This window comes from Corallococcus sp. EGB (genome assembly GCF_019968905.1).
Taxonomy (GTDB): Bacteria; Myxococcota; Myxococcia; order Myxococcales; family Myxococcaceae; genus Corallococcus.
The window spans coordinates 8,723,279-8,737,806 of the sequence record NZ_CP079946.1 but is presented as its reverse complement, the minus strand read 5'-3'; the positions used below and the strand labels follow the sequence as shown (position 1 = coordinate 8,737,806).

At 71.6% G+C, this 14,528-nt stretch carries 14 protein-coding genes; 7 read left to right on the top strand and 7 right to left on the bottom strand.

All coding sequences use genetic code 11. From position 1 onward, the window contains the following. Positions 1 to 2 precede the first annotated feature (2 nt). The gene (locus KYK13_RS35650) at positions 3 to 1,718 is read left to right on the top strand and encodes a carboxypeptidase regulatory-like domain-containing protein (protein ID WP_223639087.1); all 1,716 of its coding nucleotides are present in this window, start codon (positions 3 to 5) and stop codon (positions 1,716 to 1,718) included. A gap of 2 nt (positions 1,719 to 1,720) precedes the next feature. Here the strand turns inward: KYK13_RS35650 and KYK13_RS35645 are convergent, their stop codons facing one another. From KYK13_RS35645 to KYK13_RS35625, 5 genes are all read right to left on the bottom strand, one after another. Further along, a complete protein-coding gene (locus KYK13_RS35645; RefSeq protein WP_223639085.1) occupies positions 1,721 to 2,260 on the bottom strand; it encodes a MarR family winged helix-turn-helix transcriptional regulator in 540 nt (179 codons plus the stop codon). 399 nt (positions 2,261 to 2,659) lie between these two features. Further along, complete coding sequence (locus KYK13_RS35640) at positions 2,660 to 3,295, bottom strand: EcsC family protein (RefSeq protein ID WP_223639083.1); 636 nt, start codon at positions 3,293 to 3,295, stop codon at positions 2,660 to 2,662. Positions 3,296 to 3,335: 40 nt separating this feature from the next. After that, positions 3,336 to 3,776, bottom strand: a complete 441-nt coding sequence (locus tag KYK13_RS35635; protein ID WP_223639081.1) for a hypothetical protein — start codon at positions 3,774 to 3,776, stop codon at positions 3,336 to 3,338. A 112-nt stretch (positions 3,777 to 3,888) separates the two neighbouring features. Then, on the bottom strand, positions 3,889 to 4,281 hold the full coding sequence (gene panD / locus KYK13_RS35630) for an aspartate 1-decarboxylase (RefSeq protein ID WP_223639079.1): 393 nt from the start codon (positions 4,279 to 4,281) through the stop codon (positions 3,889 to 3,891). Between the two features lie 101 nt (positions 4,282 to 4,382). Continuing rightward, positions 4,383 to 5,225: an LEA type 2 family protein gene (locus KYK13_RS35625; protein WP_223639077.1), complete on the bottom strand. Its 843-nt coding sequence runs from the start codon at positions 5,223 to 5,225 to the stop codon at positions 4,383 to 4,385. 85 nt (positions 5,226 to 5,310) lie between these two features. On the opposite strand from KYK13_RS35625, the gene KYK13_RS35620 reads away from it, so the two are divergent. From KYK13_RS35620 to KYK13_RS35595, 6 genes are all read left to right on the top strand, one after another. Beyond that, positions 5,311 to 6,888 (top strand): alpha/beta hydrolase, encoded by a 1,578-nt coding sequence (locus tag KYK13_RS35620; protein ID WP_370645224.1) that lies wholly within the window; start codon positions 5,311 to 5,313, stop codon positions 6,886 to 6,888. A gap of 13 nt (positions 6,889 to 6,901) precedes the next feature. Beyond that, complete coding sequence (locus KYK13_RS35615; protein WP_223639074.1) at positions 6,902 to 7,636, top strand: ATP-binding cassette domain-containing protein; 735 nt, start codon at positions 6,902 to 6,904, stop codon at positions 7,634 to 7,636. Further along, a complete protein-coding gene (locus KYK13_RS35610; RefSeq protein WP_223639071.1) occupies positions 7,633 to 8,805 on the top strand; it encodes an ABC transporter permease in 1,173 nt (390 codons plus the stop codon). Before KYK13_RS35615 ends, KYK13_RS35610 begins: the two co-directional genes overlap by 4 nt. Before the next feature lie 108 nt (positions 8,806 to 8,913). Next, complete coding sequence (locus KYK13_RS35605; RefSeq protein ID WP_223639068.1) at positions 8,914 to 9,987, top strand: DUF2804 domain-containing protein; 1,074 nt, start codon at positions 8,914 to 8,916, stop codon at positions 9,985 to 9,987. Between the two features lie 99 nt (positions 9,988 to 10,086). After that, positions 10,087 to 11,496, top strand: coding sequence for a tail fiber domain-containing protein (locus KYK13_RS35600; protein ID WP_223639065.1), 1,410 nt, complete (start codon positions 10,087 to 10,089; stop codon positions 11,494 to 11,496). A gap of 85 nt (positions 11,497 to 11,581) precedes the next feature. After that, a complete protein-coding gene (locus tag KYK13_RS35595) occupies positions 11,582 to 12,646 on the top strand; it encodes a zinc ribbon domain-containing protein (protein ID WP_223639062.1) in 1,065 nt (354 codons plus the stop codon). On the opposite strand, the gene KYK13_RS35590 is transcribed toward KYK13_RS35595, so the two are convergent. Next, entirely contained in the window at positions 12,638 to 13,990 is a 1,353-nt protein-coding gene (locus KYK13_RS35590) for a phosphoenolpyruvate kinase (RefSeq protein ID WP_223639059.1), read from the bottom strand. The two genes, KYK13_RS35595 and KYK13_RS35590, sit on opposite strands and share 9 nt — an antisense overlap. A 260-nt stretch (positions 13,991 to 14,250) precedes the next feature. Next, positions 14,251 to 14,508, bottom strand: a complete 258-nt coding sequence (locus KYK13_RS35585) for a hypothetical protein (protein WP_223639056.1) — start codon at positions 14,506 to 14,508, stop codon at positions 14,251 to 14,253. Positions 14,509 to 14,528: the final 20 nt, after the last annotated feature.

Below are 14,528 nucleotides of genomic sequence, written 5' to 3'. Positions count from 1 at the left end.
GCATGCGCCGCAAGCAGGTCCTGGGCGGGCTGGTGGTGATGGTGCTCCTGTGCGTGGGCGCGTGGATGCTGCTGCGTCCCGAGCCCACGCCGCCGGTGCCGTCATCACCTCCCGTTTCCGCGCGGGTCGAGGACGCGGGAGGGCCGGAGGTGGCTCCCGCGGTGGAGCCCGTGGCGGCCGCGGACGCGGGCCTGTGGCTGACGGCGACGTTGGAGGGAGCGCAGCCGTTCGAGGGTGAGGCGCGCGTGGGCGCGGCGTTCATCTCCGACGCGGATCGCGGCTGGTGGGAAGAGGAGGGGCGCCTGCGCTTCGCGCGCACGGGGCCCAGGCGCATCGAGGACCTGGCCAACGTGCGCGAGTGGGTGGAGGCACCCGTCAGTGCTTCCGCGCAGGGGGGCGTGCTGGGGCCGGTGGAAGTGCCTTCGGCGCCGCGCTACGAGGTGATGGCCTTCGCGCCAGACGGGACGGTCTGGTGGGCGGAACAGGTGCCCGCGAGCCCTCCCACAACGGGCGTCGTGGACCTGGGCGTGGTGAAGGCACGTCCTCCCACGGGCGTGCGTGTGCGGCTGGAGGGGGCGCGAGACGTTCCGGGGACGTTCTCCGTGCGGATGCAGCGCGGCGTGGATCCGCGGAACGTGGATGCGGTTGGCCGGCTGCTGCCGGTCCTGACACTGGCGGCGCCCGAGTTGATGCACGCCTTCGAGAACGACACGCCCGTGCCCCTGGCAAAGGATGGAGAGACCCGGCTGGCGCCCCTGCCGCCGGATCGGTCGCTGCGGCTGTTGCTGCGTACGCCTTCGGGGAAGCAGAGCGAGCCGGTGGAGGTCCCACTGCGCGAGGGCTCCGTGGCGGAGGTGACGCTGGACGTGGCGAGGTTGTTCCCCAACGGCGTGGGGGGCACCGTCACGCTGCGAGGGCGGGTGCTGCTGGGCGATGGGACGCGCCCCCTGGGGACGGCGATGTTCCGGCGGGGGGACGGCGAGGAGCTGCCCCTTGCGCCGGACGGCCGCTTCACGATTCCGGACGTAGCGACGTGGACGGAAAGCCGTTTCACGGTGCGGCGGGAGGTGGCGGAGGAGGAGGGGCGGCCCCTGGGGCCGCTGTGGTGGGACTTCGTCTTCACGCCGACGGCGGAGTCGCGAGGCACGGTGGACGTGGTGTGGCGCATGCCGGTGTACCGGTGGCTGGTGCTCCGGATGGATGGCTTCACGCGGGCGCAGTTGAAGGGGCGCTCGGAGCCGCCCTATCCGGTGTTCCTGCTGGAGCGCCTCGACGCGCAGGGCGCCTGGAGCCTCGTGCCCACTCGGGAGTTCCGTCCGGAGGGAGACAACCTGGCGGTGTCCCTGGTCGAGCCCGGGACGTATCGGGTGCGGGTGGCGTCGTCGCCGTATGCATCGCGCGTCAGCGGCACCGCGCGGGTGGGCGAGGACTTCGTGGACGCGGAGGTGCGGCTGCCGGCGGAGGACACGTCCCCCTCCACCTGTGAGCTTCGGATCACCCACCAGGGACAGGCGGTGGCTGGCGCAGTGGTCATCGCGGGTGGAGGGAGTCCGTCGTTGCCGCCCGTGCGTGCGGAGACGGACAGCGCGGGGCGTTGGCGGATGGGCGGAGTGACTTCCGACGTTCTGCCGCTGCGCGTTCTGGGCGCGGGGAACGAATGGGAGGGCGACGGCGCGGAGGCGTGCCGCCGCTCGGGCGTCATCGAGGTGCGGCTGTAGGTTCAGGCGGCCGAAGCCGTTAGAAGGTCGTCAGGGGCGCTGGCCAGATCGGCGTTCTCCTCGGCGACCTCTTCGGCGGTGCGGGCCTGGGTGGTCAGTGCCTGCATCCACACCTCCAGGACATCCATCAGCGCGCTGCGCATCTCGCCCTCGAGCGGGGACAGCAGCTTCGCCATGCGCTCCTGCACCTGCGCGTCGAGCTCGTCCGCGAGCGCGCGGCCCGCGTCGGTGAGGCGCACGCGCACGCGGCGGCGGTCATGGCGCACGGAGCGCTCGCGGCGCACGAGGCCGCCGTTCTCCAGCCGGTCCACCAGCCGGCTCAGGCGCGGCATGGCCAGTCCCCCCAGGCGCATGGCGAGCACTCCCACGGGCAGCAGGCTCTCCGAGCGCAGCCACCAGAGTGCCTGAAGCTCCCGGGGGTCCCAGTGGGGATGATTCAGGACCGCCAGGGGGCTCTCCATCGCGCCGCAACGGGCCGCGTCCACGAGGAGGTTCCGCCACCGCGCCACCTGCACGCGCACGTCCGCCGAGAGCTCCGTCATGCACCCCTCCCTGCCGTGCGCACCCACCCGAGTCCGGCCCCGCAGGCGTCGCTTCCGGCATCCCGCGGGCTCCAAGGACCCGCGAAGGACTCAACGGAGATACGCGACGGACATATCGGAGTGGTTTCTGACCGGGATTTTCGCGGCGCGCATCGGGAAACGGAGCGCAGGTCACGAAAGCCTGACGACGGGCTCTCCGCGTGCCATTCAACGACACCCTCCAGCAGGTCCGATGGTACGGCGGGGTCGACGAGGTTGTCTTCGTCCTCTTCCGAGAGCGCCTGGGCCCTGCTCCGGGCCAGGCGCTCAAGCGCCTTGGGGATCACGCTTCAGGTGATGGGCATGAGCTCCGAGTCGACCGCGATGGATTTGACGAAGCTCAAGGAGCCCCCGGGCTTCCTACTCCCCGCTCGCCGCCTTGCGCCTGGCGTTGCGTGCCTTCGCATGCGCCTTGTCGAAGCCTTCGTAGAAGCGCACGGCCTGCTCACCCACCATCTGGATGTGCTGGTTGTTGAGGTACGCCGTGATGGGCGCCGCGACCAGCGGCATCGCGCGCCCCAGCGTCGTCATGCCGCCCTTGGCGAGCAGCAGCGCCGCCAGCTTCCCCAGCACCTTCGGTCCAGAGCGGTGCAGCGGCCCCAGCCCGTTGGCGTAGCCGAACAGGTCCAGCAGCTCCCCCCGCGCGCGCTCCGTCTTGAGGTTCGCCTTGTAGAGCGTGGCCACGTCCGTCAGCAGGACCAGCTGGAGGTACGCCATGAACGTCAGGTCCGCCGGCAGCGAGATGAGCCCGAACACGCCGCTCACGCCGCCCACCATCCCTGCGAAGCTCTTCTTCTCATCCACCAGCCGCTGCGCCAGCTCCTTGGTCGTCGCGGAGGGGTAGCGCTTCTCCAGCTGCGCCACGCGCACGCGCGCCCTGCCGATCTCCGCCTGGATGAGGTCCGACAGGCGCAGCGACCCCAGCTTCTTCAGCTCCGCGGGGGTCAGCTTCTTCATGAAGCCCAGCCGCTCCGTCACGCCGTCGTAGAAGGCCATGTCCTCCTCCTTGGGCCGCGGTGCGCGCGGCCAACCGTCTCTAGTAACCCCGCTCCGCGAGGTACAGGTCCACCAGCGCGCCCTCTTCGTACCAGGCGTGTCGCATCTCGGACTGGAACCACCGTGAGTCCGGACGCGCCGAGCGCACCTCCAGCTTCACCTGGTTGGGCCCCGTGTCGATGACCGCCGCGCGCGCCTTGCACGCCGCGCCCGGCTCCTCGCCGTAGCCGCCCTCCAGGCACACTTCGTCTCCCACCGCCAGGCGCCGGGTGTACACGCTGGCCAGATAGAGGGCGTCGTCGCAGCCGCTGCGCACGGAGGCCTTGCCCAACGCCGCGCAGCGGTCCTGGGCGGGCGCCCGGATGACCGGCACGTTGGTGACGAACGCGTCATCCACGTTGGGATCGCGTTGATACCGGCCCACCTGCCTGCACCCCGTCACCGCCACCAGGACCCCGAGTCCCGCCCACGTCCACTTCATCGCGTTGTCGCCTCCAGGACGCGCACCGCCGCGCCCGCCAGGGAAAGGGCGGAAAGCATGGCAGACAGGGCTGGAGGCGGCAAAAGATGCCGACAGGACCCGACGGGCGTCTCTACGCGATACGGCGCGCGGGCCCGGGGATTTCCTCTTTGATGCCGGGAACCGCCCGGTTCTTGCCGTCCACGAAGACGACCGTGGGCTTCCAGTTCGCGACCTCCGCCTCCTCGACCTCCGCGAAGGTGGCCAGGATGACCAGGTCGCCCGGCTGGTTCAGGTGCGCGGCCGCGCCGTTGATGCAGATGACGCCGCTGCCGGACTCGCCCTCCAGGGCGTACGTCTCCAGCCGGGTGCCGCGCGTGACGTTCCACACCGCGACCTTCTCGTAGGGGAGGATGTCCGCCGCCTGGAGCAGGTCCTTGTCGATGGTCACCGAGCCCTCGTAGTCGAGGTCGGCCTGGGTCACCGTCGCGCGGTGGATCTTGGACTTGAAGAGGATGCGGCGCATGGGGGGCCCTCGGGAAGCGGCGCAACCGTAACGGCTCCCCTGCCCGGGGACAACATCCCCGGTGTCCCATGCACCGCCTGCTTCCCCGCACGCCCTACCGTCTACTTCGTGAAATTCACGAGCTGGCTCAGGTTCAGGGGCACGGACTGCGCGTCCGAGGTCAGGTTGCCCGTCAGGCTCACCTGGGCGTTGCCGCCCGAGCGCAGGGCCATGGCCGCGGACGCGGCGCTCGCGAAGTTGATGGTCAGCGGGAGCGTCACCTGCTTGGTCCCGCTGCCGTCCAGCATGCCCAGGTTGCCCGTGGACAGGTTGCCCACGTTGGCGCCCGCCACCTTGAGCGCCCCGGTGATGCCCGCCACCGGCAGCGGGAAGGCGTTGCGGTTGGTGATGGCCAGCGGGAACTCCACCGTGGCGCCGCTGAGCGTGACGTGGGTGATGCGCGGCGCCTGGAACTGCACCTGCGGAATCTTGGGCACGGGGAAGGTGCCCTCCTTCTCCAGGGGGAACCTCAGCACGCCCAGCGGCGTCTGGATGCCCAGCGTCCCCTGCGCCTTGAAGGCCGCCACGTCCTTGTCCAGGAACGTGGTCACCACCGGCGCGATGTCCGCGAACTTCACGTTGGCGGGGAAGACAAGCTGGCTCTTGCCGTTGGCCTTGAGGTTCAGGCCCTCCTTCGGCTTGCCGGCCACCAGCTGCTTGCCCTCCACGAAGAAGGCGTAGTCCACGGACGCCAGCTTCAGGCCCAGGCTGTTGGGGTTCTCCAACTCGTACACCAGGTCCACCGTGGCGTCGGACAGGGAGGCGTCCGCCAGCCGCGCTGTCTTGAAGCGCAGGGTGGGCTTCTGGAAGGCGCCGTTGAGCAGGCTCTGCAGCGTGGCGCAGCCGGCGAGCGTGGTGAGCGACAGGGTGAAGAGGACCAGGAACGCGCGTTTCTTCATGGGCATGGGCGTAGCAGAGGACGCCCCGCGTTCGCGCGCATTCAATCGCCGCGCATGTCCGGGGAACGACGGGTGCACCTTCCGCACACCAATGCTATGCGCCAGGGGACTCCCCCGTGCTGGAGGTTGGACCGCCGTGACAGGTGGCATCTTGTCTCACCCCCTCGCCGCGCCCCCGGGACGTCGCCCGGGGAGGTGGCTCGCGCTGGCGGTGCTGGCGGCGCTGTCGCTCGCGGGCTGCTCCCAGGCCGGCGGCGGAGCCCAGGCCTCGGAGAGCGCGTCCGGGCGGCGGATGGCGCTGAAGCCGTGCCGGCTGGACGGGGTGGCCGCGCAGACGTTGTGCGGCACGCTGGAGGTCTTCGAGGACCGCGCGGCGGCGAAGGGGCGCAAGATTTCGTTGCGCGTGGTGGTGGTGCCCGCGCTCGCGGCGGAGCCGAAGGCGGATCCGCTGTTCTTCCTGGCGGGCGGCCCCGGCCAGGCGGCGTCCCGCACGCGCATCCTGCCCGCGCTGGAGCGCATCCGCCGCCAGCGCGACATCGTCTTCGTGGATCAGCGCGGCACGGGGGATTCGCACCCGCTGGACTGCGAGGCGCTGAGCCCCTCGCGCAAGTCGCTGGCGGAGCGCTTCGAGGACCGCGAGGACGCGGACGTGATTCCCCAGTGCCGCAAGGGCTGGGACGCGGACGAGCGGCTCTACACCACGTCCATCGCGATGGATGACCTGGACGACGTGCGCGCGGCGCTGGGCTACCGGCAGGTGAACCTGTGGGGCATCTCCTACGGGACGCGCGCGGCGCTGGTGTACATGCGCCAGCACCCGGACCGCGTGCGCACCGCCATCCTGGATGGCGTGGCCCCCATGGGGCAGTACCTGCCGCTGTACGCCGCGCGCGACGGCCAGCGCGCCCTGGACCTGCTGCTGGAGGCGTGCACGAAGGACAGCGTCTGCGCGAAGGCGTATCCGGACCTGCGGACGCGCACGGAAGCGTTGCTCGCGAAGCTGGAGGCCGCGCCCGCGAAGGTGCACCTGGCGCACCCGCGCACGGGCGTGCCGGAGGACTTCACGCTCACCCGGCGCGTCTTCCTGTCGGAGCTGTTCTCGCTGCTCTACAGCCCGGACGTCGCGTCGCTGGTGCCGCTGATGCTGGACCGCGCCGCGAAGGATGACTGGACGCCCTTCGTGGCGCTGTCCTTGGGGCTCACCGACGAGGTGGCGCGCACCACCAGCCGGGGCATGTTCATGGCCGTGGTGTGCGCGGAGGACGCGCCCTTCTTCACGGAGGAGGACGCCGAGCGCGAGGCGAAGGGCACCTGGTTCGGCCCGCGCATGGCGCTGGACGTGAAGCGCGCGTGCGCGAAGTGGCCCCAGGCGAACGTGCCCCCGAGCTTCCGCGAGCCCGTGAAGTCGGACATCCCCACGCTGCTGTTGTCCGGGGAGCTGGACCCGGTGACGCCGCCGCCCTGGGGCGAGGAGGCGAAGCGGACGCTGACGCACAGCCTGCACGTGGTGGTGCCGGGGCTGGGCCACAACACCGTGGGCGCGGACTGCGCGCGCACGCTGATGGCGGAGGTGCTCGCGCGCGGCAGCGTGGAGGGCCTGACGCCGGACTGTGGCGCGGGCCTCAAGCGGCCGCCCTTCTTCACCTCCTTCGCTGGCCCCGTTCCGTAGGACCCGAGCGCCCATGATTGAAGCCAGGAACCTGCACAAGCGCTTCGGCTCCGTGACGGCCGTGCACGACGTGTCCTTCACCGCGGAGGACGGCGTCATCACGGGCCTGCTGGGCCCCAACGGCGCGGGCAAGACGACCACGCTGCGCATGCTCTACACGCTGGTGCGCCCGGACGGCGGCACCGCCACCGTGGACGGCGTGGACGTGGCGAAGCAGCCGGAGGTGGCAAGGCGCGCGCTGGGCGTGCTGCCGGATGCGCGCGGCCTCTACCCGCGCCTCACCGCGCGCGAGCACGCGCGGTACTTCGGCGAGCTGCACGGGCTGTCCGGCGCCGCGCTCGACGCGCGCGTGGAGGAGCTGGTGGAGCTCTTGGACATGAAGGACATCGCGGACCGGCGCACGGAGGGCTTCAGCCAGGGCGAGCGCGTGAAGGTGGCGCTGGCGCGCGCGCTGGTGCACGGGCCCCGCAACGTGCTCCTGGACGAGCCCACCAACGGCCTGGACGTGATGGCCACGCGCTCCGTGCGCACGCTCCTGCGCAAGCTGAAGGCGCAGGGCTGCTGCGTGGTGTTCTCCAGCCACGTGATGCAGGAGGTGGCCGCGCTGTGTGACCGCATCGTGGTGGTGGCGCGCGGGCAGGTGGTGGCGGACGGGACGGCGGATGCGCTGCGCGCGGCCACCGGCAAGGACAGCCTGGAGGAAGCCTTCGTGAGCGTGATTGGCAGCGAGCAGGGGTTGCGCGAATGAGGGGCCTCATCGCAACGGTGCTGCGCAAGGAGGTGCGCGACCACCTGCGGGACAAGCGCACGCTGGGCTCGGCGGTGATGTGGCCGCTCCTGGGCCCGCTGGTGTTCCTGGTGATGTTCAACGTGATGGCCTCCTGGTACCGGCAGGACCGGCCGCTGGAGATGCCCGTGGTGGGCCGCGAGCACGCGCCCAGCCTGATGGCCTTCCTGGAGCGCTACGGCGCGAAGCTGTCGGAGGCCCCGCGGGACTACGAGGCGCTGGTGCAGGCCGGGAAGCTGGACCTGGTGCTGGTGGTGCCGGACGACTACGCGAAGGACTTCGCGAACGGGCACACCGCCGCGGTGCGCTTGGTGGTGGACAGCTCGCGCAACAAGGCCCGGCAGTCCGTGCAGCGCGCGCAGCGGATGCTGGGGGCGTACTCGCAGCAGACCGGCAGCCAGCGCCTGTTCGCGCGCGGCGTGTCCCCGGAGCTGGCGGAGCCCGTGCGCGTGGACGAGCTGGATTTGTCCACTCCCGAGCGCACCGCGGCCACGGTGCTCACCACCATCCCGCTGTTCCTGGTGATGGCGGCGTTCGCGGGCGGCATGCAGCTGGCCAGCGACACCATGGCGGGCGAGCGTGAACGCGGCTCGCTGGAGCCCCTGCTCCTCAACCCCGCCCCGCGCGGCGCGGTGGTGGCGGGCAAGTGGCTGGCCACCTGCGCGATGGCGGGCGCGGGCGTGCTCCTGTGTCTGGTGGGCTACTTCCTGGTGGTGAAGCGCGTGCCGCTGGAGGACCTGGGCGTGCGCGCCCGCTTCGACGCGCCCGCCGCGCTGGGCATGCTGGCCGCGGTGCTGCCGCTGGTGCTCGCCGCGTCCGCCGTGCAGATGTGGGTGTCCACCTATGCACGGTCGTTCAAGGAGGCGCAGACGTACCTGTCGCTCCTGATGGTGCTGCCCACGCTGCCCGGGATGATGCTGGCCCTGTCCCCCATCCAGACGCAGACGTGGATGTTCGCGGTGCCGGTGCTGGGGCAGGAGCTGCTCGCGGGCGAGGTGATGCGCGGGGAGTCGCTGGGGCCGGTGCCCTTCCTGCTCGCGCTCGTGTCCTGCGTGGCGGTGGCGCTGGTGGCGCTGCGTTTCACCACGCGCCTGCTCGGCCAGGAGCGCATCATCTTCGGCAGGAGCTAGCGGGCAGGCGGGGGCCGGCCGCGCCTCGCGCCCTGAGTGTCGTCGGGGCGCAACTTGGTTCGCGTGTTCGCGTGACAGGGCGGGCGAAGTGCCGTCATATGTTTCGCGATGACGCTCGAGCGTGAACGAGAAGCCCTGCTGCCCTTCGCCCCGACCTCGGTGGCGTCCACGGAGGGGGAACCGCGGTTCGGCACGTACCAGGGAGAGCTGCCGGAGGTGGACCTGCCCCGGCTGTTGGGGAAGTGGGCGCCGGGGCGCACGACGCGGCTGCTCAAGCGCAAGCGCTGGCACTACACCTTCGTCGCCACGCAGGAGGTGGCGGCCCTCTTCGCGGTGGTGGACCTGGGCTACACGGCCAATGCCTTCGCGGTGGCGGTGGACCTCCAGGAGAAGAAGCCCCTCTGTGACGTGAGCTTCCTGGGCGTGCCCGGGCCGCTCGCCGAGGTGAGCGACAAGCCGGGGGCGGGGCTGGTGGCGGCCTTCCGCACGCTCGGCGGGCGCATGTCCGTGAAGCGCGGCGAGGCCGACGAGCGCTACCAGGTGGAGGTGGACGTCAGCCGCATGCGCACGCAGTCGCTCCAGACGTTCCAGTGGAACGGCGAGCTGCTGGTGGCGGGGGGCCCGCCGGCTCTCACCGTCATCGCGCCGGTGGAGGGCGACGGGCTGGTCAACGTCACCCAGAAGCGCAGCGGCCTGCTGGCCTTCGGCAGCCTGGAGGCGGGCGGCCGGCGCTTCCGGCTGGATGGCGGCGTGGGCGGCATGGACTACACGCAGGGCTACCTGGCGCGGCACACCGCCTGGCGCTGGGCCTTCGCGGCCGGGCGGCTGGCGGACGGCACGCCCGTGGGGCTCAACCTGGTGGAGGGCTTCAACGAGGGCGCCACCGAGGCCAACGAGAACGCCGTCTGGCTGGGAGACCGGCTCTACCCCGTGGGCCGCGCGCGCTTCGAGTACGATGCGAAGGAGCTGTTGGACCCGTGGCGCCTGACGACGGCGGACGGCGCGGTGGACCTGCGCTTCAAGCCCATCTACGTGCACCGCGAGGAGCGCAACCTGCGCCTCGTGGTGAGCCACTTCGCCCAGCCCGTGGGCTTCTTCGAGGGCACCCTGCGCGTGGGCGGCCAGGAGCTGCGCGTGTCCAGCCTCCCCGGCGTCACCGAGGACCAGGACATGCTCTGGTAGCGGTGCTTCTCCGGGACAGCAGGACTCCCGGGGAGGTCCTGGGTTGTCTCCGACCCGGCGCTTTGCCAGTGTGGGTGGCCTTCACCTGGAGAGAACCGCATGTCGTTTGTCCGAGGAGCCGGCGTCGCGTTGGGCTGTGTCGTGGGGCTGCTGATCAGCGGCTGTGGCGCTGACGGCGCGCAGGGGCCCGCGGGACCGGCGGGGCCTCCGGGGCCGGTGGAGGTGGGCACGGGGCTGAAGCTCGACGGCGAGGCGGTGAGCGTCGTCTACGGAAACGGGCCGGGCACGGCGGTGGAGGGGAATGATCCGCGCCTCGCCGCCGCGGCGCAGGCCATCCGCAACGGGACGGAGCCGCAGGATGCGTCGTTCGCGGTGGCGGGCACGGGACAGGTGCTCGGCCGGCTGACGGCGAACGCGGAGGTGTTCCTGGACGCGAGCGCGTCCGCGAAGGACACGGTGCCGCTCTTGCGCGTGCGCAACAGCGTGTCCGGAACCAACGAGCCCACCTGGGACAAGTACCGCGTCTTCACGGTGGACTCCGCGGGCGGGCTGCTCGCGCGCGGCGAGCAGGGGATTGGCACCATCCCCCTCACGGGCCCCGGGGACCGGATGATGTGGCACCCGTTCAAGGCGGCCTTCCGCGTGGGCCATGCCGACACGGAGTGGGACGAGGCCAACATCGGCTTCGTGTCCTTCGCGGGCGGCAACAAGACGCTGGCCAGCGCGTACGGCACCGTCGCGTTCGGCGACCAGTGCACGGCGTCTGGTGTCGTCGCGGCATGCATGGGCTCCACCAACACGGCGAGCGGGACCGCGTCCTTCACCGCCGGCGCCTCCAACGTCGCGAGCGGCTTCACCTCCATGGCGGTGGGCTACACCAGCACGGCCACGGGGCAGGGCAGCGTCGCGCTGGGCTACCGCAACAGCGCCAACGCGGACTACTCCATGGCGCTGGGGCAGCGCGCGGCCTCTGGCGGCTTCAAGGGGTCCTTCATCTGGGCGGACAACTCCATCACCGACTCCGTGGTGGCGAACACGGCGAGCAACCAGTTCCTGGCGCGCGCGTCGGGCGGGTTCCGCTTCCGCACGAACAGCACCTTGAGCACGGGGTGCGATCTGCCGGCGGGCTCGGGCGTGTTCAGCTGCACGTCGGACCGGGCCACGAAGGAGGACTTCCGCCGCGTGGACGCGGAGGCCGTGCTGGCGAAGGTGGCGGCGATGCCGGTGGACAGCTGGCGCTACAAGTCCGAGGCCGATGGCGTGCGGCACGTGGGCCCGGTGGCGCAGGACTTCCGTGCGGCGTTCGGCCTGGGCGCGGATGACAAGAGCATCGGCCTGTTGGACATCGACGGCGTGAACATGGTGGCCATCCAGGCCCTGGCCCGTCGCACGGAGGAGTTGAACGCGAAGAGCGCGGAGGTGGATGCGCTCAAGGCCCAGATGGCCGAGCTCCAGCGCGGCCTGTCCCGCCTGGAGGCGGCCGTGCGTGCGCAGGGAGTGAAGCCCTGAGGGCCTTCCACGCGTTCACGGAGGATGCACCGGTCAGCGAGGTACTGGCTGTCCGCGCCCGTTTCGCCTGAGGAGGACTCGCGCCATGTCCTGCCCGCATTGTGGTCAGCCGCTCCCTGAAGGTCGGACGTCGCGGACGTGTCCCCACTGCGGCGGGGACCTGGAGGCGCCCGGGTCTCCGGTGATGGACGAGGTGGCGGACAAGGCGCAGCGCGCGGCGGACACGGCGGGCCGCGCGGTGCAGGACGTACTGGATGACCCGAGGCTTCGCGAGCGGTTGCCAGGTGGCTCGCTGCCGCTGCTCGGCTCCGGGCTGGTGACGGCGGCGGTGCTGGTGCCCGTGCTGCCCTTCGTCAGTGGCGGGCTGGGGCTGCCGTGGGCGGTGCTGATGCTGGTGGGGGCGGGCATGCTGGGCGCGCGCGAGTGGGTGGCCGCGGGCCGGAAGCTGCCGGACGCGCTGGAGCCGGTGGTGAAGCGGGCCGCGCATCCGGCGTTCCTGCCGATGTTCACCGCGCTCACCGTGACGCAGGCGTTCCTTTCGCTGGGGTTGGGCGTGGCGCCGCTCTTGTGGGTGCTGGCGGCGGTGGTGCTGGGGTTCGTGCAGTGGCGGGCGTTCAAGGCCTCTCCACTGGCGGAGCCGTCGCTCACGTGGCGGCCGGCGGACGTGCGGTTGAAGCGCTGGGTGTTCGCGGGCGTGGCGGCGTGCGCGGTGGGGCTGCTCCTGCCATGGAGCTCGGCGTGGTCGCTGGTGCCCACGGCGCATTTGCAGCGCGAGCGCAACATCACCATCGACGACAACTTCGCCTGGGACATCCAGGACAACGACACGTGGAGGTTCAACACGCTGGTGCTCCCGTCCGGACAGGGCGCGGGGACGGGGCGCGGGCGGCTGGGCGCGACGGGCGTGGTGCTGGGGCTGTTGGCGCTGGGCGTGCTGGGGTCGGTGCGGCGTGCTCGGGAGGCGCTGCCCTCGGTGGTGCCGGCGGTGCTCGCGGGGCTCATCACCGTGTGGGCGCTGACGGGCCTGTCCTCGCGGCCGGGGCCGTGGCTGTTCCTCCTGGGCATCCTCGCGGTGGACGTGGCGGTGGCGCGCGAGTGGCTGGGGCACCGGGACGCGGCGCCCCCCACGGAGCCGCCCGCGTCAGCGTGACGCGCGCCCCTGCACGATGGCGCGGAAGGAGCGGCTTCGCAGCTCCTCCAACGTGAGGCCGGAGGCGCGGGCTTCGTCCTCCGTGAGGGCGCCGCAGGCCAGGCCGCGCAGGAAGAAGTTGAGCAGGCCCTGGCCGGTGGCGGCGTCGTCGAACACGTCGCCCAGCAGGGTGGCCTGGGCGGCCTTGTCCACGAAGGCCTTGAGGCGCTGGGAGGCCGGCTCCAGGCCCTCCAGGAAGAAGGCGTAGACGGCGGCGTAGCGCACGGGGAGCTGGGCGGGGTGCAGGTCCCAGCCCTGGTAGTAGCCGCGCTCCAGCGAGTGGCGCGTGTGCCGGTACGCCACCTGCCACGCGCGGTGCACGGCGTCGGTGTTCTCGCGCCGCTGGGTGGGGAGGAGCTCGGCGTCGCCCTGCTTGCGGTGGGGGCCCACGGGCATGACGTTGGTGGCGCCGTCGGAGAGGCGCACGCCGCTGCCCGCGAGGAGCACCTGCACGGTGTCGCGCAGGGAGTCACAGGCGGGGTGGAGCATGTGCTGCATGTGCGCGCTGATACCCAGGGCGGCGGTGTAGTCGTAGACGCCCAGGTGCACGTGGGAGCAGCGGCCCTCGCCGGCCTCCACGAGCGAGCGCAGGTGCGGCCGGCCGCGCGCGTCGAAGAGGGCCTGGGGCGTCTCCACCATGAGCTCCAGGGTGAGCGCGCCGGGGGACAGGTGGTGGGCGGACTCCAGCTCCGACAGCAGCTTGGCCAGGGCGGTCACCTGGTCGGGCACGGTGACCTTGGGCAGGGTGACGACGAAGGACGGAGGCAATCTGCCACCGGATTGCTCCAGCAGCGCGGTGACGAAGATGTCCAGGGTGCGCGAGGCGCGGGCGTAGAGCTCCTCCGTGAAGGACTTCACGCGGATGCCGATGAACGGCGGGAGCGAGCCCTGTTCCAGGCCGCGGGCCACCTCCGTGGCGGCGGAGACGGCGTGGGCGTCCTCTTCGGCGTCGGGGCGGTGGCCGTAGCCGTCCTCGAAGTCGATGCGGAAGTCCTCGACGGGCTCCCGCTGGAGCTTGTCCACGACGCGGTCATGGACGCGCTGGGCGAAGCCGCCGCGCTGGGGCAGGCCCAGGCCGTGGGCGAGCTGGGAGCCATCGGTGGCGTAGTCGCGCAGCGCCGCGAGCGCCAGGTCCCCCATCTTCCGCGCGGTGTTCGCACGGAAGAGGTGGGCGCCGCCGTAGACGGTGTGCACGGGCTGACGCCGGGAGGATTCACCCGGGTAGGCCTGGGTGAACGCCGCGTTGGCGCGGCGCAGGGCCTCACGGGAGGCGGCGGTGGCTTCGGGCGTGAGCGTGGTCTTCATGGGGTTCCAGGGCCTCCGTCAGGAGGAGGGCTCGGCTCCAACGGAGGCGCTGGCATCATGGCGCGAGTGCCACCATCCGGGGCATGGAAGAAGCGAAGGGGCGGGCCTCCCGGCTGAAGCTCCGGAGAAGGCGGACACGATGAAGAGCGTGCGCGTGCGCATGTCGATGTGGCCCCTACTGCCGTTGGATGCGGTAGTTCGTGTCATCGAGCCAGGTGAGCGTAGCTGCGTGGGGTCATGGCCCTTGGAGGAGAACGCGATCATTCCTTCGAGAGCTTCCACCGCAGAGGAAACTCCTGGTCGCCCGGGCGGCCCGCGGTGGCCTGGGGCTGCTTCAGGAGCAACGGGCAGGCTGCCACCAGCGCTTCGGAATAGGTCCGATAGGGGCCATGGCCGGGCAGGGGGCCCGTGATGTGCTCCAGTCGCTCACCGGGAGGCGGCTGAATGACGCCCACAGGGGGGCTGGAGGCCGCGCACCCAGGCTCCCAGACCATGAAGAGCAGAAGCGATCTCCACATCACCCCTCCCGGGTGGCGCT